This is a genomic window from Pseudohaliea sp. (assembly GCF_040217025.1).
Classification (GTDB): Bacteria; Pseudomonadota; Gammaproteobacteria; order Pseudomonadales; family Halieaceae; genus Pseudohaliea.
The window spans coordinates 115425-136868 of the sequence record NZ_JAVJOA010000010.1; the positions used below are offsets into that span (position 1 = coordinate 115425).

The 21444-nt window shown below is 70.7% G+C and carries 23 protein-coding genes; 10 read left to right on the forward strand and 13 right to left on the reverse strand.

The genetic code is table 11. The features are described from left to right. Positions 1-87 precede the first annotated feature (87 nt). The 6 genes from cmk to gyrA are packed head-to-tail and all read right to left on the reverse strand — an operon-like array spanning position 88 to position 7934. Positions 88-786, reverse strand: coding sequence for a (d)CMP kinase (cmk, locus tag RKE50_RS11860; protein ID WP_350036645.1), 699 nt, complete (start codon positions 784-786; stop codon positions 88-90). After that, entirely contained in the window at positions 783-2108 is a 1326-nt protein-coding gene (gene aroA / locus RKE50_RS11865; RefSeq protein WP_350036646.1) for a 3-phosphoshikimate 1-carboxyvinyltransferase, read from the reverse strand. Before aroA ends, cmk begins: the two co-directional genes overlap by 4 nt. A 14-nt stretch (positions 2109-2122) precedes the next feature. After that, entirely contained in the window at positions 2123-3013 is an 891-nt protein-coding gene (locus RKE50_RS11870) for a prephenate dehydrogenase (RefSeq protein ID WP_350036647.1), read from the reverse strand. Between the two features lie 8 nt (positions 3014-3021). After that, positions 3022-4140: a prephenate dehydratase gene (pheA, locus tag RKE50_RS11875; protein ID WP_350036648.1), complete on the reverse strand. Its 1119-nt coding sequence runs from the start codon at positions 4138-4140 to the stop codon at positions 3022-3024. A gap of 14 nt (positions 4141-4154) precedes the next feature. Next, on the reverse strand, positions 4155-5234 hold the full coding sequence (gene serC, locus RKE50_RS11880; protein ID WP_350036649.1) for a 3-phosphoserine/phosphohydroxythreonine transaminase: 1080 nt from the start codon (positions 5232-5234) through the stop codon (positions 4155-4157). Between the two features lie 21 nt (positions 5235-5255). After that, complete coding sequence (gene gyrA / locus RKE50_RS11885; RefSeq protein ID WP_350036650.1) at positions 5256-7934, reverse strand: DNA gyrase subunit A; 2679 nt, start codon at positions 7932-7934, stop codon at positions 5256-5258. A gap of 292 nt (positions 7935-8226) precedes the next feature. Between gyrA and RKE50_RS11890 the strand changes: the two genes are divergently transcribed. Genes RKE50_RS11890 through RKE50_RS11905 form a run of 4 tightly spaced genes read left to right on the forward strand, consistent with a single transcriptional unit; the run spans position 8227 to position 11784 of the window. Continuing rightward, positions 8227-9594 carry a TRZ/ATZ family hydrolase gene (locus tag RKE50_RS11890; RefSeq protein WP_350036651.1) on the forward strand — a complete coding sequence of 456 codons (1368 nt, stop codon included), beginning with the start codon at positions 8227-8229 and terminating at the stop codon, positions 9592-9594. Continuing rightward, the gene (ubiG, locus tag RKE50_RS11895) at positions 9591-10301 is read left to right on the forward strand and encodes a bifunctional 2-polyprenyl-6-hydroxyphenol methylase/3-demethylubiquinol 3-O-methyltransferase UbiG (RefSeq protein WP_350036652.1); all 711 of its coding nucleotides are present in this window, start codon (positions 9591-9593) and stop codon (positions 10299-10301) included. The genes RKE50_RS11890 and ubiG overlap by 4 nt, the downstream gene beginning before the upstream one ends. Then, complete coding sequence (locus RKE50_RS11900; RefSeq protein ID WP_350036653.1) at positions 10298-11029, forward strand: HAD family hydrolase; 732 nt, start codon at positions 10298-10300, stop codon at positions 11027-11029. The genes ubiG and RKE50_RS11900 overlap by 4 nt, the downstream gene beginning before the upstream one ends. Beyond that, complete coding sequence (locus RKE50_RS11905; RefSeq protein WP_350037847.1) at positions 11029-11784, forward strand: YciK family oxidoreductase; 756 nt, start codon at positions 11029-11031, stop codon at positions 11782-11784. The genes RKE50_RS11900 and RKE50_RS11905 overlap by 1 nt, the downstream gene beginning before the upstream one ends. A gap of 28 nt (positions 11785-11812) precedes the next feature. Here RKE50_RS11905 and rluB read toward each other — a convergent pair whose 3' ends face one another. From rluB to RKE50_RS11930, 5 genes are all read right to left on the reverse strand, one after another. Then, the gene (rluB, locus tag RKE50_RS11910) at positions 11813-12769 is read right to left on the reverse strand and encodes a 23S rRNA pseudouridine(2605) synthase RluB (protein ID WP_350036654.1); all 957 of its coding nucleotides are present in this window, start codon (positions 12767-12769) and stop codon (positions 11813-11815) included. Continuing rightward, a complete protein-coding gene (scpB, locus tag RKE50_RS11915) occupies positions 12762-13562 on the reverse strand; it encodes an SMC-Scp complex subunit ScpB (RefSeq protein WP_350036655.1) in 801 nt (266 codons plus the stop codon). Before scpB ends, rluB begins: the two co-directional genes overlap by 8 nt. Next, positions 13562-14368 carry a segregation and condensation protein A gene (locus RKE50_RS11920; RefSeq protein ID WP_350037849.1) on the reverse strand — a complete coding sequence of 269 codons (807 nt, stop codon included), beginning with the start codon at positions 14366-14368 and terminating at the stop codon, positions 13562-13564. The genes scpB and RKE50_RS11920 overlap by 1 nt, the downstream gene beginning before the upstream one ends. 85 nt (positions 14369-14453) lie before the next feature. After that, complete coding sequence (locus RKE50_RS11925) at positions 14454-15077, reverse strand: L-threonylcarbamoyladenylate synthase (protein ID WP_350036656.1); 624 nt, start codon at positions 15075-15077, stop codon at positions 14454-14456. After that, complete coding sequence (locus RKE50_RS11930) at positions 15074-15940, reverse strand: PHP domain-containing protein (protein ID WP_350036657.1); 867 nt, start codon at positions 15938-15940, stop codon at positions 15074-15076. The genes RKE50_RS11925 and RKE50_RS11930 overlap by 4 nt, the downstream gene beginning before the upstream one ends. Before the next feature lie 101 nt (positions 15941-16041). Between RKE50_RS11930 and RKE50_RS11935 the strand changes: the two genes are divergently transcribed. The 5 genes from RKE50_RS11935 to RKE50_RS11955 all read left to right on the forward strand — a co-directional run bounded on the left by RKE50_RS11935 (position 16042) and on the right by RKE50_RS11955 (position 19228). After that, entirely contained in the window at positions 16042-16653 is a 612-nt protein-coding gene (locus tag RKE50_RS11935) for an inner membrane-spanning protein YciB (protein ID WP_350036658.1), read from the forward strand. An 18-nt stretch (positions 16654-16671) separates the two neighbouring features. Further along, a complete protein-coding gene (locus tag RKE50_RS11940; RefSeq protein WP_350036659.1) occupies positions 16672-16971 on the forward strand; it encodes a YciI family protein in 300 nt (99 codons plus the stop codon). Positions 16972-17144: 173 nt separating this feature from the next. Then, positions 17145-17831 (forward strand): TIGR04211 family SH3 domain-containing protein, encoded by a 687-nt coding sequence (locus RKE50_RS11945; RefSeq protein WP_350036660.1) that lies wholly within the window; start codon positions 17145-17147, stop codon positions 17829-17831. A gap of 51 nt (positions 17832-17882) precedes the next feature. Next, positions 17883-18464 carry a peptidylprolyl isomerase gene (locus RKE50_RS11950; protein WP_350036661.1) on the forward strand — a complete coding sequence of 194 codons (582 nt, stop codon included), beginning with the start codon at positions 17883-17885 and terminating at the stop codon, positions 18462-18464. After that, positions 18461-19228 carry a pyridoxine 5'-phosphate synthase gene (locus RKE50_RS11955; protein ID WP_350036662.1) on the forward strand — a complete coding sequence of 256 codons (768 nt, stop codon included), beginning with the start codon at positions 18461-18463 and terminating at the stop codon, positions 19226-19228. Before RKE50_RS11950 ends, RKE50_RS11955 begins: the two co-directional genes overlap by 4 nt. Before the next feature lie 4 nt (positions 19229-19232). Here RKE50_RS11955 and RKE50_RS11960 read toward each other — a convergent pair whose 3' ends face one another. Continuing rightward, the gene (locus RKE50_RS11960) at positions 19233-19901 is read right to left on the reverse strand and encodes a class I SAM-dependent methyltransferase (protein WP_350036663.1); all 669 of its coding nucleotides are present in this window, start codon (positions 19899-19901) and stop codon (positions 19233-19235) included. Positions 19902-19941: 40 nt separating this feature from the next. Between RKE50_RS11960 and RKE50_RS11965 the strand changes: the two genes are divergently transcribed. Then, positions 19942-20598: an RluA family pseudouridine synthase gene (locus tag RKE50_RS11965; protein ID WP_350036664.1), complete on the forward strand. Its 657-nt coding sequence runs from the start codon at positions 19942-19944 to the stop codon at positions 20596-20598. 15 nt (positions 20599-20613) lie between these two features. Here RKE50_RS11965 and RKE50_RS11970 read toward each other — a convergent pair whose 3' ends face one another. After that, positions 20614-21426, reverse strand: coding sequence for a sulfurtransferase (locus RKE50_RS11970; RefSeq protein ID WP_350036665.1), 813 nt, complete (start codon positions 21424-21426; stop codon positions 20614-20616). Positions 21427-21444: the final 18 nt, after the last annotated feature.

Consider the following 21444-nt stretch of genomic DNA (forward strand, 5'->3'; position numbering starts at 1 on the left):
CAGCCGCCCCTCCAGCCGGGCCGGGTCACATGAAAAAAAACCGCGCGCACCGTCGAGGCTGGCTGGGACGGCGCGAGCGGGCTGTTTCTACTCCTCGAGACGGTCCGCCGGGCACAGCCCGCGTTCCACCGCGACCCGCAGCACCTGGCGAAACACACCGGCCACGGGGATCGACGTGCTGTCTACCTCGAGCGCGTCGTCGGCGGGCACCAGGGGGGCCACGGCGCGACGGCTGTCGCGGGCGTCCCGCTCCCGGATGTCCTCAAGAAGGCGCGGCAGACTAACACTTTCACCCTTTTCCAGCAACTGCCTGTGGCGGCGCCTGGCGCGCTCCTCGGCACTCGCCGTGAGGAAGATTTTCAGGGGGGCGTCGGGGAAGACGACGGTGCCCATGTCGCGGCCGTCGGCGACCAGCCCCGGCGCCCGACGGAAGGCGCGCTGGCGGTCCAGCAGGGCCGCGCGCACCTGCGGATAGGCGGCCACCATGGAGGCGCCACGCCCGCCCTCCTCCGTACGGATCGCCCGGCTCACGTCCTCGCCGCCGAGGAGGACCGCGACGGCACCGTCCGCCGCCGGGCGGAAGACCACGTCGAGGTCGGCGGCCACGGCGGCGGCGCCGGCCTCGTCCTCCCAGGCGACGCCGGCCTGCAGGCAGGCCTGGGCGGTGACACGGTAGAGGGCGCCGCTGTCGAGGAGGTGCCAGCCCAGGTGCCGGGCCAGCAGGTGGCAGAGCGTGCCCTTGCCCGCGCCGCCGGGGCCGTCGACGGCGATGACCGGCGCGCTCACTCGTCCTCTCCGTCCTCGCCGCCGGCGCGGGTGGAGATCTGCAGGCCGAGGCCGCGGGCGAGTGCATCGAAGCCCGGGAAGGAGGTGGCAACGTGGTCGCAGTCGAGGATGGTGATCTCGTCCTCGGCCCGCAGCGCGGCGACGGCGAAGGCCATGGCGATGCGATGATCCAGGTGCGTGCGGATCACGCCGCCGCCGAGGCGCCCGCCGTCGATGATGATCCCGTCGTCCAGCACCTCGTTGGCCACGCCGAGGGTAGACAGGCCCTCCGCCATGGCGGCGATGCGGTCGCTCTCCTTGACCCGCAGTTCCTCGGCGCCGCGCAACACCGTGCGCCCCTCGGCGCAGGCGGCGGCGATGAACAGGGCCGGGAATTCGTCGATCGCCAGCGGCACCTGGTCCTCGGGAATCTCGATGCCGCGCAGCGGCGCGTAGCGCACCAGCAGGTCGGCCACCGGCTCGCCGCCGATCTCGCGCTCGTCCTGCACGGTGATATCGGCCCCCATGAGCGTGAGGATGTTGACGACGCCGGTGCGCGTGGGGTTCATGCCGACGTGAGTCAGCAGCAGTTCCGACCCGGGGGCGATGCTGGCGGCCACCAGGAAAAAGGCCGCGGAGGAGATGTCCGCGGGCACATCGATGTCGGTGGCACGCAGGCTGCCACCGCCGCGCAGGAGGATGACGTCGTTGTCGCGGCGCACCTCGTAGCCGAAGCCCTGGAGCATGCGCTCCGTGTGGTCCCGGGTCGGCGCGGGTTCCGTGACCGTGGTGGTGCCCCCGGCGTAGAGCCCGGCGAGGAGCACGCAGGATTTGACCTGGGCGCTGGCGACCGGCAGGTCATAGTGAATGCCGGTGAGCGCCTGGCCGCCGTGGACCGTAAGCGGCGGCGTCTCCCCGGCGGCGGCCTCGATGCGCGCGCCCATGAGTTCCAGCGGGCGCATGATCCGGCCCATGGGCCGGCGGCAGAGCGAGGCATCGCCGGAGAGGCGGCTGTCGAAGGCCTGGCCGGCGAGGATGCCGGTCAGCAGGCGGATGCTGGTGCCCGAGTTGCCCATGTCGAGGGTGGCCCCGGCGGCCCGGAGCCCGTGCAGGCCGACGCCGTGGACCCGCAGCTCGCCCTCTTCCGGCCCCTCGATGCGCGCGCCCAGGGCGCGGAACGCCGCCACCGTGGCCAGCGCGTCCTCGCCCTCGAGGAAACCGTTGATCCGCGTCTCGCCCTCGGCCAGCGCGCCGAGCATCACGGCCCGGTGGGAGATGGACTTGTCGCCCGGCACCCGCGCCTCACCGCTGATGACGCCGCCGGGGTGCAGCTTGAATTCCATGGCTTTGACCTGCTTCAGTTCTGTTGCCGGCGCGACTCGCGCTCGGCGAAGGCATCGCGGGCGGCCTTGGCCGCGGTGAAGGTCGCCTCGAGGCGCGCGCCGTCGCCGCTGGCGATGGCCTCGCGCAGCGCCGCCAGGTGCGCAATGAACTCATCTACAGCTTCCAGCAGGGCGTCCCGGTTGGCAAGGGCGACATCCCGCCACATGACCGGGTCGCTGGAGGCGATGCGGGTGAAGTCGCGGAAGCCGCCGGCGGCGAAACGGAACAGTTCCTCCCGCCGTGGCGAGGCGGCGAGGTCGTCGACCAGGCAGTAGGCGAGCACGTGCGGCAGGTGGCTGGTCGCGGCAAGCACGGCGTCGTGCTCGGCCACGTCCATGCAGACGACCTCGGCGCCGGCGCTCTCCCACAGGCGCCGCACCAGCGCGAGGGCGCCTTCGTCCTGGTCCGGCAGGGGCGTGAGGATGACCCGGTGCCGCCGGAAGAGCTCACCGTTGGCCGCCGCCACGCCGCTGCGCTCGGAGCCGGCGATGGGGTGGCCGGGCACGAAGCGCGGCGCCGGCCCGCCGCGGGCCGCGGCGGCGGCCAGGTTGCCCTTGACGCTGGCGACGTCGGTGAGCACCGGCCCGCTGCGGCCGTGATTCGTGCGCTCGAGCAGTTCCACGAGGACGTCGGCGGCGGCGACGTTGGGCACGGCGATCACGGCGACGTCGGCGGCGAGGGCCGCATCGAGGTCCTCGCAGGCGCCGTCGATGACGCCGGCCGCCAGGCCGGCGGCCAGCGCGGCCGGGTCGCGGTCGTAGCCGAGCACGCGGTCGGCGAAACCCGATGCCTTCAGCGCCAGGGCCAGGGAGCCGCCGATCATGCCGAGGCCGAGGATGGCCACGCTGCAGGGCTTCACCGTCACGCGGTCGCTCAGAGCACGGCCCGGGGGTAGGAACCCAGGGGTTTCAGGAGAATGGACTGTTCCTCGAGCTCGCGCAGGATCGCCGCGATGTTCTCGTCCTGCAGGTGGCCCTCGAACTCGATAAAGAAAACGTAGGCCCACTTCTCGGTGCGCGACGGCCGGGTGTCGATCCGCGTAAGGCTCACGCCGCCGCGGCGGAACGGGTCGAGGAGCGCGAACAGCGCCCCCGGCTTGTTGCGGCTGGAGACGATGATGGAGGTCTTGTCGCGGCCGCTCGGCGGCACTTCCTGGCGGCCGATGACGAGAAAGCGCGTGGTGTTGTCGCGCCGGTCCTCGATGTGCTCCGCCAGCCGCTCGAGGTGATACTGCTCCGCCGCCATGTCGCCGGCCACCGCCGCCACGCCCGGCTCCGCCGCCGCCAGGCGTGCGGCCTCACCGTTGCTGGACACCGCCTCCCGCTCCACGTGCGGCCAGTGAGTGTCGAGCCAGTTCCGGCACTGGGCCAGGGCCTGCTGGTGGGCGCAGATGCGGGTGACGGAAGCCGGGTCCGTGCCCGGGGCGGCGAGCAGGTGATGGGTGATGCGCAGCTCGACTTCGCCGGCGATGCACAGGGGGGAGTCGAGGAAGCTGTCGAGCGTGTGGCTGACCATGCCCTCGGTGGAATTCTCCACGGGTACCACGCCGTAGTTGCAGGCACCGGATTCGACCTGGTTGAAGACGCCGTCGATGGTGGCCTGCGACACGCACACCGCGCCGTGGCCGAAATGCTTGAGCGCCGCGGCCTGGGTAAAGGTGCCCTCGGGGCCGAGGTAGGCCACCTGCAGCGGCTGCTCCAGGGCGAGGCAGGCGGACATGAGCTCGCGGAAGATATAGGCGACGTTCTCCGCCGGCAGCGGCCCCTCGTTGCGCTCGACGATACGGGCGAGCACCTGCGCCTCGCGCTCCGGCCGGTAGAAGACGACCTCGCCGGTTTCCTCACCGCGCTCCCGCGCGGCCAGTTGCTCGGCGAGCTTGATCTCTGCCACCTGCTGCGCGCAGCGCGCACGGCGGTTGATGAGGGCCTGGATCTCGCGGTCGATGCCGTCGATCTCCTCCCGAACCGCCTGCAGGTCCCGCTCGTCCGCCATGGTCGCTGCCCCGGTCAGCCGCAGCGGCGCTCGAAGTCGGCCATGAAGGCCACGAGATCGTCCACCGCGGCCTGGGGCACGGCGTTGTACAGGCTGGCACGCATGCCGCCGACGGAGCGGTGACCCTTGAGGTTGAGGAGCCGGGCGGCCTCGGCCTCCTCGAGGAAGCGCTTGTCGAGGCTGTCGTCCGCGAGCACGAAGGGGACGTTCATCCAGGAGCGGTAGGCCGGGTCGACGGGGTTGGCATAGAAGTCGCTGCCGTCGATGGCGGCGTACAGCGTCTCCGCCTTGCGCCGGTTGCGCTCGGCCATGGCGGGGAGGCCGCCGAGTCCCTCCAGCCATTCGAACACCAGCGCGGCGAGGTAGAGGGCGAAGGTCGGCGGCGTGTTGTACATGGAGTCCGCCTTCGCCGCGGTCTCCCAGTTGAGCATGGCCGGGCACTCGGGGCGCGCGCGCCCGAGGAGATCCCGGCGCACGATGACCAGGGTCAACCCCGCCGGGCCGATGTTCTTCTGCGCGCCGGCGTAGATGACAGCGTAGCGGCTCAAGTCGAGGGGACGCGACAGCAGCGTCGAGGACATGTCCGCGACCAGCGGCACCGGCGCCCCGGGGGCTTCCGTGAACTCGACGCCACCGATGGTCTCGTTCGGCGTGAGATGGAGATAGGCCGCGTCGTCGCGCAGCTGCCAGCTGTCGCGGGGCGGCACCGTGCGGTAGTGTCCGTCGGCATCGCTCGCCGCGACGCCGACATCGGCGAAGCGGCGGCCCTCGGCGATGGCCTTCTTCGACCACTGTCCCGTATCGAGGTAGTCGGCGGGCCCGCCCGGCGCGGCGAGGTTGAGCGGTACCGCGGCAAACTGCGTGCTCGCCCCGCCCTGCAGGAACAGCACCGCGTAGTCGTCACCGAGCCCCAGGAGCCGGCGCAGGCAGGCCTCGGCGGCCTCGACCACGCCCACCACCTCCGGCGAGCGGTGGCTCATCTCCATGAAGGACAGGCCCCTGCCGTGCCAGTCCAGCATTTCCTCGGCGGCGCGTGCGAGCACCGTCTCGGGTAGCGCGGCGGGCCCGGCGCAGAAGTTCCAGGCGCGGGTCATCGGCAGAGGCTCCCCTGGCGGTCAGGCGTCATCGTCGCTGCTCTCTTCACTCTCGCTGTCACCAGCGCTGTCGCTGTCATTCTCGCTGTCGCCGGCAGCATCGAGCGTTGCTTCAACGGCCCGGGTATCGGCATCGGCGGCTTCCGGATCACCGCCGGCGGCCTCGTCTTCCTCCGGCTCGTCGATCTGCGCCACGCGCACGAGCTGTTCGCCGTCCTTGCAGCGGACGATGCGCACGCCCTGGGTGTTGCGGCCGAGGAGCGAGACCTCGTCGGCGCGGGTGCGCACGAGGGTGCCGAGGTTGGAGATCAGCATCAGTTCGTCGCCGTCGAAGACCTGCACGGCACCGACGAGATCGCCGTTGCGCTCGGAGCGGGCCATGGCGATGACGCCCATGTTGCCGCGCCCCTTGGTGGGAAACTCGGCCACGTCGGTGCGCTTGCCGTAGCCCTTCTCGCTCACGCTGAGGATGCGGCCGTCTTCCCGGGGAATGACCAGGGAGATCATCTGCTGGCCCTCGGCGAGGCGGATACCGCGCACGCCGCGCGCCGTGCGCCCCATCGGGCGCACATCGCCCTCGCGGAAGCGCGCGACCTTGCCGCCGCTGGAGAAGAGCATGACATCGCAGTTGCCGTCGGTGATCGCGGTGCCGATGAGCACGTCGCCCTCCTCGAGCTCGAGCGCGCGCAGGCCGACGCTGCGCGGGCGGGCGAAGTTCGTAAGCGGTGTCTTCTTCACGGTGCCGCCGGCGGTGGCCATGAAGATGAAGTGGCCGGGGGTGTACTCCTCCACCGGCAGGATCGACGTCACCCGCTCGCCCGGCTCCAGCGGCAGCAGGTTCACCAGCGGGCGCCCGCGGGAGCCGCGGCCGGCCAGGGGAATCTGGTAGACCTTGAGCCAGTACACCTTGCCGAGACTCGAGAAACAGAGAATGGTGGCGTGCGTGCTCGCCACCAGCAGGTGCTCGACGAAGTCCTCGTCCTTCACGGACAGGGCCGCGCGGCCCATGCCGCCGCGACGCTGCGCCTGGTAGTCGGAGAGCGGCTGGGTCTTGGCGTAGCCGAGGTGGGAGATGGTCACCACCCGGTCCTCTTCGGTGATCAGGTCCTCCACCGTGAGATCGTGCTGCGACGCGGAGATCTGGGTACGGCGGGCGTCGCCGAACTCCTGTGCCACTTCCTCTAGCTCCTCGCGGATCACCTGCATCAGGCGCTCGGGGTCACCCAGGATATCGAGGTAGTCGGCGATCTCGGTGAGCTTCTCCTGGTACTCGTTGAGCAGCTTCTCGTGCTCGAGACCGGTGAGCCGGTGCAGGCGCAGCTCGAGAATCGCCTGGGCCTGGGCCGGCGACAGCTGGTAGGCGTCACCGTGCAGGCCGTAGTGCGGCGCCAGGTCGTCCGGGCGGCAGGCCTCGGAGCCCGCGCGCTCCAGCATGGAAAGTACCTCGCCCGGCGCCCAGGTGCGGGCGAGGATCGCCTCGCGCGCTTCCGCGGCACTCGGCGAGGCCTTGATCAGCTCTATCACCGGGTCGATATTCGCCAGCGCAATCGCCAGCCCCTCGAGAAGATGCCCGCGCTCGCGCGCCTTGCGCAGCAGGTAGACGGTGCGGCGGGTGACGACCTCGCGGCGGTGGCGGATGAAGGCCTCGAGCACTTCCTTGAGGTTGAGCACCTTCGGCTGGCCGTCGACCAGCGCCACCATGTTGATACCGAACACCGACTGCAGGTTGGTCTGGGCGTAGAGGTTGTTGAGAACGACGTCGCCGATCTCCCCCCGGCGCAGCTCGATGACGATGCGCAGGCCGTCCTTGTCGGACTCGTCGCGAAGCTCGCTGATGCCCTCGATCTTCTTTTCCTTGACCAGCTCGGCGATGCGCTCGATGAGCCGCGCCTTGTTCAGCTGGTAGGGAATCTCGTGCACGATGATCGTGTCGCGCCCACGCTTCTCGTCGCTGACCACCTCGGCCTTGGCGCGCACGTAGATGCGGCCGCGGCCGCCGCGGTAGGCCTGGATGATGCCGGCACGGCCGTTGATGATGCCGCCGGTGGGGAAGTCCGGTCCGGGGATGTGCTCCATGAGCTCGTCCACGGTGATCTCCGGGTTCTTCATGAGCGCGAGGCAGCCGCTCACCACCTCGGTGAGGTTGTGCGGCGGAATGTTCGTCGCCATGCCCACGGCAATACCGGCGGAGCCGTTGACCAGCAGGTTGGGCACCCGGGCCGGCAGCACGGCCGGAATCCGCTCCGTGCCGTCGTAGTTGTCGACGAAATCGACCGTTTCCTTGTCGAGGTCCGCGAGCATCGCGTGGGCGATCTTCTGCATGCGGATCTCGGTGTAGCGCATGGCCGCGGCGGAGTCGCCGTCGATGGAGCCGAAGTTGCCCTGCCCGTCGACGAGCATGTAGCGCATGGAGAAATCCTGCGCCATGCGCACGATGGTGTCGTACACGGCGGAGTCGCCGTGGGGGTGGTACTTACCGATGACGTCACCGACGACCCGCGCCGATTTCTTGTAGGCCTTGTTCCAGTCGTTGTTGAGCTCGTTCATGGCGAAGAGCACGCGCCGGTGCACCGGCTTCAGGCCGTCGCGGACGTCCGGCAGGGCGCGGCCGACGATCACGCTCATGGCGTAATCGAGGTAGGACTGCTTCAGCTCGTCCTCGATGTTGACCGGCAGGATTTCCTTGGCGATATCACCCATCTGGCATTCCCTGTGCGACTCGGGGCAGTGCACGGCCAGCGGCGCGCACGGGGCCGCTACAGCAACCCTGGCATGCGCTGCGCAGAACCGCCGGCAGCCCCGTCATGGAAGCCTGCCAGTGTACCGCCTGCGCCCCGTTTTCGCCATGTTTTTAACGACTTAGAACCGGGCTCGGGCCGGCTGGCCGGGGGCGCCCGGCGGCGGACAATTGCGGTTATACTGCCCGCCCCAACGCGACCCGCCGGCAGCGGCGGCCGGCAGCGCCCACCCTGGCCACGAGGGAGCAGGCCCCATGGAGAAAGGCACGACAGCGGCAGACCTCCTGATCCACCCGCGCTGGATCGTGCCGGTGGTGCCCGAGGGGGCCGTGCTCGAGGGCCACAGCCTGGCGGTAAAGGAGGGTGCGATCAGCGCCCTCCTGCCCCGGGCCGAGGCGGCGGGGATCCGCGCAGGCGAGGAACTCGAGCTGCCGTCGCACGCGCTCATGCCCGGGCTGGTCAACGCCCACGGCCACGCCGCCATGGCGCTGCTGCGCGGCTACGCCGACGACCTGCCCCTCATGCCCTGGCTCCAGGAGCACATCTGGCCTGCCGAGGGCGCCTGGGTCGGCGAGGGCTTCGTCCGCGACGGCGTGCGCCTCGCGGCACTCGAGATGATCGAGAGCGGCACCACCACCTGCTCGGACATGTACTTCTTCCCGGAGGTCGCCGCCCGCGAGTACCTCGCCGCGGGCCTGCGCGCGCAGCTCGCCTTCCCGGTGTTCGATTTTCCCACGGCCTGGGGCAGCGGGCCCGACGACTACCTGGCAAAAGGGCTGGCGCTGCGCGACGAGCTGCGCCACGAGGAGCGCATCAACGTCGTGTTCGGCCCGCACGCGCCCTATACGGTGGGCGAGGAGACCCTGGCCCGCATTGCCACCCTGGCCGCGGAACTGGACCTGCCCGTGCACATCCACCTGCACGAGACAGCCGCGGAAGTGCTGCAGGCGGTGGAGGCGAACGGCGAGCGGCCCCTGGACACGCTGCACCGGCTCGGGCTTCTCGGCCCGCGCACGCAGTGCGTGCACATGACCGACGCCGGGCGCCAGGATATCGAGCTGCTCGCCGCCACGGGGGCGCACGTGGTGCACTGCCCGCAATCGAACATGAAACTGGCTTCCGGCACCTGCCCGGTCACCCGCCTGCTGGGGGCCGGCGTCAATGTCGCCCTGGGCACGGACGGCGCCGCCAGCAACAACGACCTCAACCTGTTCAACGAAATGCACAGCGCCGCCCTGCTCGCCAAGCTGGGCAGCGGCGACGCCTCGGCCCTGCCGGCGGCGCGGACGCTGACCCTGGCCACCCTCGGCGGCGCACGCGCCCTCGGCCTCGAGCAGCGCATCGGCAGCCTCGAGGTGGGCAAGCAGGCAGACCTGGTCGCCGTGGACCTCGGCGGCCCGGCCCAGCAGCCGGTGTACAACCCGCTGTCGACCCTGGTCTACGCCTGCAACGGCAGCGAGGTCAGCCACAGCTGGGTCGCCGGCCGGGCGCTGCTCGCGGACCGCAAGCCGCTGACCCTGGACCGGCGGGCGGTGCTGGCGAAGGCCGAGGACTGGCGTTCCAGGATTCAGGCGGGGACGCCCGGGCCGGGGACGGGCAACGCAGCCAAGGAGACACCATGACCGCACGCAGTAACGTCGACCGGCAGGAGATCGCCAAGTTCGAGGCCCTCGCCTCGCGCTGGTGGGACATGGACGGCGACTTCCGCCCCCTGCACGAGATCAACCCGCTCCGGGCCAACTTCATCGACGGCCTGTCGCCGGTCGCCGACCGCGACCTGGTCGACGTGGGCTGCGGCGGCGGCATCCTGGCCGAGGCCATGGCCCAGCGCGGCGCGCGGGTCACCGGCATCGACATGGGCGAGGCGCCGCTGTCGGTGGCGCGGCTGCACCAGCTCGAGTCGGGGCTCGACATCGACTACCGCCAGGCCACGGCGGAAGAGCTGGCGGAAGAGCGGCCCGGGGCCTACGACATCGTCTGCTGCCTCGAGATGCTCGAGCACGTACCGGACCCCGGTGCCGTGGTCGGCGCCTGCGCGGCCCTCGCCCGGCCGGGCGCATCGCTCTATTTCTCCACCATCAACCGCAACCCGAAAGCGTTCCTGTTCGCCATCGTCGGCGCCGAGCACATCCTCCGGCTGCTGCCGGCGGGCACCCACGAGTACGACAAGTTCATCAAGCCCTCGGAGCTCGCCGGCTGGGTGCGCGACGCGGGCCTCGTGCTGCGCGAAATGACCGGCCTGACCTATAACCCGCTGACGAAGCGCTACCGCCTCGACGAGAAGGACGTATCCGTGAACTACCTGCTGCGCGCCGAGAAACCGGCGTGAGCCACCCGGGCACGCGCCTCGCCGCGGTCTTCTTCGATCTCGACGGCACCCTGGCCGATACCGCCGGCGATTTCATCCCCGTGGTGCAGACGCTGCGCGCCGAGGCGGGCCTCAAGCCTCTGCCGCCGGCGCGGATCCGCGCCAGCGTTTCCAACGGCGCCCGTGGCCTGGTGACCCTCGCCCTCGGCCTGGATGAGGGCGAAGGGGATTTCGAACACTGGCGCCAGCGGCTGCTGACGCTCTACGGCGGCATCCTCGGCACCCACGCCACCCTGTTCCCGGGGCTGCGCGAGCTCATCGCGCGCCTCGGCGATGCCGGCATCGCCTGGGGCGTCGCCACGAACAAGCCGCGGGTGTACACGGTGCCCCTGCTCGAGCGCCTGGCCATCGAGCCGCCGCCGGCGAGCGTGGTCTGCCCCGAGGACGTGAGCGAGCGCAAGCCGCACCCGGAGAGCCTGGAGCGGAACTGCCGGGAGGCGGGTTGCGCCCCGGAGCGGGCGGTGTACGTGGGCGACCACGTTCGCGATATAGAGGCCGGCCGCCGAGCCGGCCTGTATACGGTCGCCGCCGCCTACGGCTACATCGAGCCCGGCGACGATCCCGCCCGCTGGGGCGCCGACGCGCTGGTCGCGGACAGCGAGGCCCTGGCCGCGGTACTGCTGTCGCCCATCGACACGGCGCCGGCAAGCACGGGGATCACCGACAGGAACCACGAGGCCCAGCCATGATGACCACGACGATTCCCGCCGGCTACCGCGCGCCGCCGGACCTCCTCGCCGGCCGCACGGTCATGGTGACCGGCGCCGGGGACGGCATCGGCCGCGCCGCCGCCCTCGCCTACGCGGCGCACGGGGCCACGGTGATCCTCCTCGGGCGCACGGTGGAAAAGCTCGAGGCCGTGTACGATGCCATCGAGGCAGCCGGCGGTGCCCAGCCGGCGATCTTCCCGATGGATCTTGCCAGCGCCCCGGAGGCCGACTACGCGGGCCTCGCCGGCGCCGTCGGCGAGACCTTCGGCCGGCTCGACGGCCTGCTGCAAAACGCCGGCGTCCTCGGCGAGCGCCGGCCCATCGAGAACGCGACCTGGAAAGCCTGGGAGCAGGTGATGCAGGTGAACGTGAATGCGGCCTTCCTGCTCACCCGGGCGATGCTGCCGCTGCTGCGGGCAGCGCCGCGGGCGAGCCTGGTGTTCACGTCGTCGGGCGTGGGCCGGAAGGGGCGCGCCTACTGGGGCGCCTACGCGGTATCGAAGTTCGCGACCGAGGGGCTCATGCAGGTCCTCGCCGACGAGCTGGAGAACACCAGCAAGGTGCGCGTGAACAGCCTGAACCCCGGCGCCACCAACACCGCCATGCGCCGGGCCGCCTACCCGGGCGAGGAGCCCACGACCAACCCGGCGCCGGAGGGGATCATGCCCGCCTACCTGTACCTGATGGGAGACGACAGCCTGGCCGTGCACGGCCAGGCTCTCAACGCGCAGTAGGGGTGCGCAGCAGGGTGCCGGCCAGCGGCTACTCCACCGCCTTGCGGCCGCTGCCCTTTTCCTTGCCGCCGCGCTTCCTGAGCGCACCCTTGCCGAACTTGCCGGCTTTCTCGCCACGCTCACCGCGGGGATCGCGGCCCTTCTTGCGCAGCTGCCGCTCCTGGGCCTTGCGCTCGTCGGCGGTGACGGACTCGACCGGTTTCGGATCCAGCCCCGCCATGCGGTAGAGGGCCTTCACTTCCTTGTCGGACATCTCCATCCACTGGCCCTTCTTCACCCGGGAGGGGATGAAGATCTCCCCGTAGCGCACGCGCTTCAGCCGCGAGACCGTGAGGCCCTGTGATTCCCACAGGCGGCGCACCTCGCGGTTACGGCCCTCCATGATCACGACGTAGTACCAGTGGTTGACGCCGTCGCTGTCGTGGCCGCCGGGCTGGACGTCGGTAAAGCGCGCGACACCGTCCTCGAGCATGACCCCCTCGAGCATGCGCTCGAGGGCCTCGGGCCGGGCCTCGCCGAGCACGCGCACGGCGTATTCCCGATCGATGTTCGCCGAGGGATGCATGAGGGCGTTGGCCAGTTCGCCGTCGGTGGTGAAAAGGAGCAGCCCGGAGGTGTTGTAGTCGAGGCGGCCGATGGAGATCCACCGCCCCTGCTTGAGCTTCGGCAGGCTCTCGAACACGGTGCGCCGCCCTTCCGGGTCCTTGCGGGAGCAGACCTCGCCGGTGGGCTTGTTGTACAGCAGGCAGCGCACGCCGCCGCTGACGGCCGCCTCCAGGGGCTTGCCGTCCACGGCCAGGCGGTTGCGGGGATGCACCCGGTCGCCGAGGCGGGCCGTGCGCTCGTCGATGGTGACCCGGCCCTGCTCGATCCAGCGCTCCATCTCGCGCCGGGAACCGAGGCCGGTACGGGCAAGCACCTTCTGCAGCTTTTCGCCGCTCTTGCCCTTGTCCTTGTCCTTGTCCTTCCCCTTGTCGTCAGCCATCGGCCCGTTGCGCGCCCGCGGCGTCCTCGGTGCTGTCCTCGTCGCTGCTGTCGTCCTCCGCCCCGCTGTGCCCAGCGCTGGCGACATCGCCGTCGGTGGCGGCGTCCTCGGGTGTCGCAGGCTCCTCGCCGGGTACCGCCACGTCTCCGCCGGCGCTGTCCGGCGATGGGGGTTCGGCGGCCGGGCCGCCCGCTTCACCGCTGCCGGCCGCATCATTCGCCGCACTGGCGAGGGGCTCGCTGAAGCCGAGCTCGGCATTCAGCGTCTCGAGGTCGCGGATATCCGCCAGCGCGGGAAGCTGGTCGAGGCTCTTCAGGTTGAAGTAGTCGAGGAACTGGCGCGTGGTGGCGTACATGGCCGGGCGCCCGGGCACGTCCCGGTGGCCGACCACGCGGATCCACTCGCGCTCGTGCAGCGTCTTGATGATGTTGGAGCTCACCGCCACGCCGCGAATCTCTTCGATCTCGCCGCGGGTGATGGGCTGGCGGTAGGCGATGAGCGCGAGGGTCTCGAGCAGGGCGCGGGAATACTTCGGCGGCCGCTCGTGCCAGAGCCGGGCCACCCAGGGGCCCAGGTTCTGGCGCACCTGGAAGCGGAAGCCGCTGGCGACCTCCCTCAGCTCGAAGCCCCGATCCTCGCAGCGGGCGGCGACTTCCTCCAGCGCGGCGCGGATGTCCTCCTTCGGCGGGCGCTCCGCCTCCTCGAACAGCTCGGCGAGCTGCGTCACCGTGAGCGGCTTCCCCGCGGCGAGCAGCGCGCCCTCGATGATCTGTACCAGGCCCGTCTCCGCCACTATTCGGCCCTCGCCTTGACGTGGATCGGCGCGAACGGCTCGCTCTGGACGATTTCCACCAGGGACTCCTTGATCAGTTCCATGACGGCGAGGAAGGTGACCACGACCCCCAGGCGACCCTCCTTCGGGTCGAACAGGGTGACGAAGGGCACAAACTGCCGCCCGGCGAGGGCCTCGAGCACCTCGGACATGCGCTCGCGGGTCGACAGCGCCTCGCGCTGGATATGGTGATGCTCGTACATGTCGGCGCGGCGCAGGACCTCCGACAGGGCGACCAGCAGCTCGCGCATGTCGACGTCCGGGTCCGGCCGGGCGCGCTGCAGGTCCGGCGGCTCGGCGCTGGCGACGAAGGTGTCGCGCTCGTTGCGCGGCAGCTCCTCGATGTCCTCGGCCGCTTTCTTGAAGCGCTCGTATTCCTGCAGCCGGCGGATCAGCTGCGCCCGCGGGTCCTCCTCGTCCTCGTCGACATCGACGGAGCGAGGCAGCAGCATGCGCGACTTGATCTCGGCGAGCACGGCGGCCATGAGCAGGTATTCCGCCGCGAGCTCGAACTGCATGGCGTCCATGAGCTCGACGTATTCCATGTACTGCTCGGTGATCTTGGAAACGTCGATCTCGAGGATGTCGAGGTTCTGCCGCCGGATCAGGTAGAGCAGCAGGTCGAGGGGCCCCTCGAAGGCCTCGAGGATCACCTCCAGGGCCCGCGGCGGGATGTAAAGATCCTTCGGCAGCTCCGTCACCGCCTTGCCCATGACGATGGCGAAGGGCATCTCGCCCTGCTCCGGGTTGGTCGTCGGCGGGGCCAGCGGGCGCGCGGCCTCGCCGGCGCTGCTGCGGTCTTCGGAAGTGCTCACGCGCGGTCCTTTATCGCTTTCGCGCGAGTATACCTGACTAGGCTTCGAAGGGCGTCACGTCGCCCTTGCCCACCCGCAGTACCAGGGGCAGGTCGTCGGCCAGATCGATCACCGAGGTGGGCTCCATGCCGCAGTAGCCGCCGTCGATCACCAGGTCGACGTCGTGCTCCAGCGTATCGCGGATCTCGTAGGGGTCGATGAGCGGAAGCTCGTCACCGGGGAGGATCAGCGTGACGCTCATGAGCGGTTCGTCGAGGTCCGCCAGCAGCGCCTGGGCGATATTGTTCTCCGGCACGCGCAGGCCCACGGTCCTGCGCTTGGCGTGCATGAGGCGCCGGGGCACCTCGGACGTGGCCTTGAGGATGAAGGTGTAGGGCCCCGGCGTGTTGTTGCGCAGCAGCCGGTACTGGGTGTTGTCCACCCGGGCATAGGTGGCGAGCTCGGAGAGGTCGCGGCAGACCAGGGTGAAGTTGTGATCCGCCTCGAGGCGGCGGATGCGGCGGATGCGGTCGAGCGCCGCCTTGTCGCCGATCTGGCAGCCGAGCGCGTAGGCCGAGTCGGTGGGGTACACGATGACGCCGCCGGCACGGATGATGTCCACCGCCTGGCGCACGAGACGGGCCTGGGGATTGTCCGGGTGGACCTGGAAGAACTGGCTCACGGTGCTGTCGCCTCCCTGGATGCTGCCCGCGCGCCGGCCGGGGCCGCCAGCCGCGTCCACACGTTGGGCCGGTCGGCGAAGGGCGCCGATGCTACACCAAGACGCGGCCCGTGGGGCGTGTCGGCGTGAAAATCACTGCCGACGGAGACGGCGAGGTCGAAATCCGCGGCCAGCTGCGCAAGGGCCGTTGCCTGTCCCGGCGCCTGGCGTCCGCTCACGACCTCGAGCGCGGCACCGCCGGCGGCAGCGAAATCGGTCACCAGCCGGCGCAGCTTCATGCGCGTGAACTTGTAGTGCAGCGGGTGGGCGAGCACGGCGATGCCGCCGGCGGCGGTGATCCACCCGGTGACCGCGGCGAGCCCGGGCCAGAAGGCCTTGACGTCCCCGGTCTTGTTGCGTCCCAGGTAGCGCTTGAACGCGGTGGCCTCATCGGGCAGGTGCCCCGCCTCGACCAGCCAGCGCGCGAAATGGGGCCGCCCCAGCTGGCTCGCGCCGGCGATCGCCCGGGCCCCGGCGAGGGCGCCGGGGAAACCGCGGCTCGCCAGCCGCTCGGCAATGGTCTGCGCCCGCTGCTGCCGGGCGCTGTCCAGGACGGCGAGGCCCGCCGAAAGGGTCGGGTCATCGACGCGGACGCCGAGGCCCACCACGTGGATCGTCGCACCGCTCCACTGGCAGGACAGTTCCAGCCCGGGGTGCAGCACCAGGCCGCCGGCCAGCGGCGCCGCCGCCCGGTAGCCGGCGAGCGTGTCGTGGTCGGTGATGGCGAGCTCGGCGATGCCCGCGGCACGAGCGCGCTCGAGCAGCGCCGCCGGCGAAAGCGCGCCGTCGGAGGCGTTCGTGTGGGTGTGGAAGTCAACCAGCACAGTTCGCTACCATTGGCCTCTTGACCGTTCTCCTGCCCCGCGCCGGGCGCACACCGCCGCCGCTGGCCGGCGAGCTTAGCACGGAAGGAACCCCCCACCCCATGCGGCAACTGCTCGAGTTCATTCCCATTGCACTGTTCTTCATCGTCTACCAGCTAGACGGCGAAACGATGTCCCTGGGCAGCTGGTCCTACACCGTCGATGGCATCTTCACCGCCACCGCCGTGCTCATCGCGGCCACCGCGCTGCAGTTTGTCGTCGGCTCGCTGCTCGCGCGCCACGTCGAGAAGCGGGCATTGTGGACCTTCCTGGCCGTGCTCGTTTTCGGTGGGGCGACGCTGCTGCTGCGCGACGAGACCTTCATCCAGTGGAAGCCGACGATCTTCAACTGGGCCCTGGCGCTGGCCTTCATCCTGTTCCGCTTCGTCGGCGAGCGAACGCTCATGGAGCGCACCCTGGGTACGCAGCTGCACCTGCCGCGGGCCGTCTGGCTGCGCCTGAACGCACTGTGGGTCGGCAACTTCCTCATCGTCGGCGCTCTCAACCTTTACGTCGCCTACAGCTACAGCGAGGCGACCTGGGTGAGCTACAAGCTGTACTCGGCCATCGGCTTCACGCTGCTGCTCACCGTGCTCACCGCCCTGCTCATCAGCCCGCACCTCAAGGACGACGGCGAGGGCCCGGAGGCCCGCGTCGCCAGCGACGACGCCTGACGGCGAGGAGACCGGACCGTGTACTACGCCATCATCGCCGAGGACGCACCGCAGACCCTGAGCGCGCGCCGCGCGGCGCGCCCCGCCCACCTGAAGCGCATCCAGGCGCTGGTCGACGCCGGCCGGGTGCTGCTGGCGGGGCCGCACCCGACCCTCGATACCAGGGAGCCGGGAGAGGCCGGCTTCAGCGGCAGCCTCATCGTCGCCGAGTTCGACAGCCTGGCCGATGCCGAGGCCTGGGCTGCCGGCGATCCCTACACGGAGGCCGGCGTTTTCGCCTCGGTGACCGTCAAACCCTTCCTGCCGGTGCTGCCCTGAGGGCGGCACATGCTATCCTCTGCCGCCGCGAACCGCTGCCGACAGGCCATGCCGGATGCTCTGCCATCCCGGACTGCCGGCTGGCACAGCCCCGATGCCCGGTCACCGATGCCAGCCGACGAAAGCTGACACCGGTGCCTGAGACTGATGCCCGACAAAGAGGAGACCGTTTCGTGAACGCGCTGGCCCGCCTGCTCTATGCCATCGCCTGTGCCGCCTGCCTTGCCGGCGCCGGCAGCGCCGCCGCCCAGGACAGCGCCTGGGTCGGCGATGAAGTCTTCATCGTGCTCCACGCCGGCCCAGGAACCAACTACCGCTGGGTCGCCAAGCTGAACCCGGGCACGGCCCTGGAACCGAAGGGCACCGCCGAGGACGGCGCCTGGACCGAGGTCACCACCGACCGCGGCACCGAGGGCTGGGTGCGCAGCGAGTTTCTCACCCGCCAGCCCCCGGCCCAGGTGCGCCTGCCCGCGGCCGAGGCGCGCGCCGGGCGTCTGCAGGCCCGGGTGAAGGAGCTCGAGGACAACCTCGCGGCCGTGCGCGCCGCCGAGGCCGACACCAGCGGCAGCCTGGCGGAAACCGAGGCGCGGCTCGCTGCAACCAGCGAGGAGCTCGCCAACATCAAGCAGGTCTCCGGGCGCGCCCTGGCCCTGGACGAGGAGAACCGGCAGCTCAACGAGACCGTCGAGACCCTGCGCTCCGAGCTGGACGTGCTGAAAGCGGACAACCAGCGCCTGCAGGACAAGCTGCAGAGCAGCGCCTTTCTCGACGGCGCCCTCGCCGTCCTTCTCGGCGTGATCATCACCCTCGTGGTGCCACGGCTCTGGCCGCGCCGGCGCAGCAGTTCCAGCTGGGCCTGATCCCCGATTGTCTGAACCCATGGCCAGCCCACAGTACCCGGGAGCGCTAGCATGAAACGACTTCTCCACTACCTGGTCCTGCCGCTGCTCGCCGTCGGCCTGGCACTGCCCGCGGCCTCGGAAAGCTCCCTACCCAACCCGCAGGTCGTCATCGAGACGACGCAGGGCAACATCACGCTGCGGCTGTTCCGCGACAAGGCGCCGGCCACCGTGGAGAACTTCCTCCAGTACGTGGAGGACGGCTTCTACGACGGCACGATCTTCCACCGCGTCATCCCCAATTTCATGATCCAGGGCGGCGGCTTCACCCCGGACATGACGGAGAAAGCGACCCGCGAGCCCATCCCCAACGAGTCGCGCAACCGGCTGCACAACGTGCGCGGCACCGTGGCCATGGCGCGCACCTCGGACCCGGACTCGGCCACCGCGCAGTTCTTCATCAACCAGCGCACCAACCTGCGCCTGGACTGGATGCCGGGGCAGCCCGGCTACACGGTTTTCGGTGAGGTGACCGACGGCATGAACGTGGTCGACTTCATCGCCACCGCGCCGGTGCAGGAGGTGGGCGGCCACACGGACGTGCCCGTGGAGCCCATCGTCATCAAGACGATCCGCAAGAAGTCCCTGTTGTGACTGCGCTCAGCGTCAATCTCAACAAGATCGCACTGATCCGCAATTCCCGGGACACGCGCTCCCCGGACGTTCCCAGCCACGCGCAGCTGTGCATCGACGCGGGCGCCGACGGCATCACCGTGCACCCGCGGCCGGACCAGCGCCATATCCGCGCGAGCGACTGCCGGGAGCTCGCGGCCATGCTCACGGTGGAGTTCAATATCGAGGGCAATCCTTTCGCCGGCCCGCGGCGCAGCGAGCGCGCCGGGGTCGAGGACTATCCGGGATTCCTGCCGCTGGTGCGCGAGACGCGGCCGGCGCAGTGCACCCTGGTGCCGGACGGCGACGCGCAGCTGACCTCGGACCACGGTTTCGACCTGCACAGGGACGGCGAGCGGCTGGCGCCGCTGGTCGAGGAACTGAAAAGCCTCGGCACCCGCGTGAGCCTGTTCATGGACCCGGAACCGGCGCAGATGGCCCTGGCGGCCGAGGTCGGCGCCGACCGGATCGAGCTGTACACCGAGAGCTACGCCCGCGCCTTTGCGACCGGTGCCGAGGTGGACGCCATGCTCGCGCGCTTCCGTGCCGCGGCAGAGGCTGCGCAGGCGGCGGGGCTCGGCGTCAACGCCGGCCACGATCTCAACCTGGAAAACCTGCCGCCCTTCTGCGCGGCGCTTCCCGCCCTGCTCGAGGTCTCCATCGGCCATGCGCTCACGGTCGACGCGCTGCGCCTCGGCCTCGCCGAGACAGTGCGCGCCTACCAGCGCGCGCTGGGCAAGGCCTGACAGCTCAGTCCAGCGGCCCCGCCGCATAGAGGCTCACCCGCCGGAAGGCCGGGGATTCGTCGAGGTCCGGCCAGGTACTCGCTTCCCACTCGCCCAGGCGCCGGAACGCGGAATGGGCGAAGTCCCGCACCCGCGAGTCGCCGAGGAGCACGGCCGGCGCGCGCTGGCAGAGCCGGTCGAGCCAGGGCAGGTTGGCGCGGTCGTAGAGAACGTCGGCCGCCGTCACCAGGTCCACCGGGCCCTCCACCGCCGCGAAGTCGTCGGCGAGCACGAGCGGGACACCGTTCAGCGCCGCGTTCTCCTCGCAGGCCGCCAGCGCATCCGGGTCCAGGTCGCAGGCCACCACTTCCCGTGCGCCGGCGCGCGCCGCGGCAATGGCGACCACCCCGGAACCGGCGCCGAAATCCAGCACGCGCCGCCCTGCCACCCACTGCGGGTTGGCGAGAAGCCGGCTCGCCAGCACCTGCCCCGCCGCCCAGCAGAAGACCCAGTAGAGCGGTGTGTCCATCAGTGCACGCACGGCGTCGCCATCGAGTTCCTCCTGCGGGTAATCGGCGTTCAGCAGGTAGAGCGAGAGGCCGCCCGCCCCCGGCAGCGCCGTCGCCTCGATGCGGCCGCCGGCGAGTGCCGGCGGCAGGCGGGCGCTCAGCACCGGGTTGCGTTGTCGATCCATCGCGGCATCATAGCGCCTCGCTTTCCGATGGACAGCCGCCGTGGCCACGCCCTACCTCGTACCGCACAGCCGGGAGCCGATCGCTATCCTGCACCGGGACGGGCACCTGCTCCTCGTGCGCAAGCCCGACCTGCTCCTCTCGGTGCCGGGCAAGCACCCGCTGAACAAGGACTGCCTCATCAGCCGGCTGCAGGTGGACTACCCGGGGGCCCGCATCGTGCACCGGCTGGACCTCGACACCTCGGGGATCATGGTCATCGCGCTGACCCGGCGCGCCGAGTCGGCGCTCGGCCGGCTGTTCCAGGAACGCCGGGTGGAGAAGGACTACGTGGCCGTGGTGGACGGCGCCGTCACCGACGACGCAGGGGAGATCGACCTGCCGATCGCACCGGACTGGGAGCGGCGGCCACGGCAGAAGGTCTGTGCGGAACAGGGCAAGGCGGCGCTCACCCGCTACCGCGTCCTCGCGCGCGACGGCGACCGCACCCGCCTCGAACTGACGCCGGTAACCGGGCGGTCGCACCAGCTGCGGCTGCACCTCGCGGCGATCGGCCACCCGATCCTCGGCTGCGACCTCTATGCCCCGGAGGCGGTGCTGGCGAAGGCGCCACGACTGCTCCTGCACGCCAGCCGCCTGGCCTTCCCGCACCCGGTCAGCGGCGCCCGGCTCGAGCGGCACTGCCCGCCGCCATTCTGATCCCGGACTACCGGGTCAGGCCTCCGCCGGCAGGTGGGAACACCAGTCGCTCCAGCTGCCCGCGTACAGCTGCGCGTCGCCGCGCCCGAGGCGGGCCAGGGTGAACAGGTTGATGCAGGCGGAGACGCCGGAGCCGCAGTAAGCCACCAGCCGGTCTGCCTCGAGCAGCTCGCCCCAGTGGGCGGCGAGGGCCGCGTTATCGAGCAGGCGGCCGCTGTCGTCGGTGGCGTCGCCCCAGAACCGGTTCTCGGCGCCGGGGATATGCCCGGCGACCGGGTCCATGGTCTCGTTCTCACCGCGGTAGCGGTCCGGGGCACGCGCATCCACCAGCGTGGCGCCCGCGGCCTGCGCACTGCGCACATCGTCGATGGTGAGCCGGCCGGCGTAGTCGCCCACCACCGGTACCGGGCAGGCTGTCGCGGCGACCTCGCCGGCCTCGGGCTCACCGCCGGCCGCGAGCCAGCCGCTGTAGCCGCCGTTGAGCAGTGCCGGCGGCCGGTAGCCGAGGGCGCGCATCATCCACCAGAGACGTCCGGCGATGGCAAAACCGCTGTCGTCGTAGGCGATGACCGGTGTGGCGAGGTCGATCCCGCAGCGGGCGAGCGTGGCGGCGAAGTCCTGCGGCGCCGGGAGCGGGTGCCGCCCCCCGTGCTCGCCGCGCGGTACCGAGAGTTCGCGGTCCAGGTCGAGGTACACGGCACCGGGGATATGCCCCGCGAGCCAGGCCTCGCGCCCCGCATCCGGCCGGGTCAGGTCGAAACGGCAATCGACGATGACGGCCTCACCGCCGCCGATTGTCTCCGGCTCAACCAGGGTTGCGTCCGTCATCGCAGCCTCCTGCGCGCT

Coding starts and splice junctions, on each gene's coding strand:
- RKE50_RS11905 (WP_350037847.1), top strand. CDS start 11,029: ATGACCACGACGATTCCCGCCGGCTACCGCGCGCCGCCGGACCTCCTC.
- serC (WP_350036649.1), bottom strand. CDS start 5,234: ATGACCCGCGCCTGGAACTTCTGCGCCGGGCCCGCCGCGCTACCCGAG.
- RKE50_RS11935 (WP_350036658.1), top strand. CDS start 16,042: ATGCGGCAACTGCTCGAGTTCATTCCCATTGCACTGTTCTTCATCGTC.
- gyrA (WP_350036650.1), bottom strand. CDS start 7,934: ATGGGTGATATCGCCAAGGAAATCCTGCCGGTCAACATCGAGGACGAG.
- rluB (WP_350036654.1), bottom strand. CDS start 12,769: ATGGCTGACGACAAGGGGAAGGACAAGGACAAGGACAAGGGCAAGAGC.
- RKE50_RS11950 (WP_350036661.1), top strand. CDS start 17,883: ATGAAACGACTTCTCCACTACCTGGTCCTGCCGCTGCTCGCCGTCGGC.
- aroA (WP_350036646.1), bottom strand. CDS start 2,108: ATGGAATTCAAGCTGCACCCCGGCGGCGTCATCAGCGGTGAGGCGCGG.
- RKE50_RS11890 (WP_350036651.1), top strand. CDS start 8,227: ATGGAGAAAGGCACGACAGCGGCAGACCTCCTGATCCACCCGCGCTGG.
- RKE50_RS11970 (WP_350036665.1), bottom strand. CDS start 21,426: ATGACGGACGCAACCCTGGTTGAGCCGGAGACAATCGGCGGCGGTGAG.
- ubiG (WP_350036652.1), top strand. CDS start 9,591: ATGACCGCACGCAGTAACGTCGACCGGCAGGAGATCGCCAAGTTCGAG.
- RKE50_RS11960 (WP_350036663.1), bottom strand. CDS start 19,901: ATGGATCGACAACGCAACCCGGTGCTGAGCGCCCGCCTGCCGCCGGCA.
- pheA (WP_350036648.1), bottom strand. CDS start 4,140: ATGGCGGACGAGCGGGACCTGCAGGCGGTTCGGGAGGAGATCGACGGC.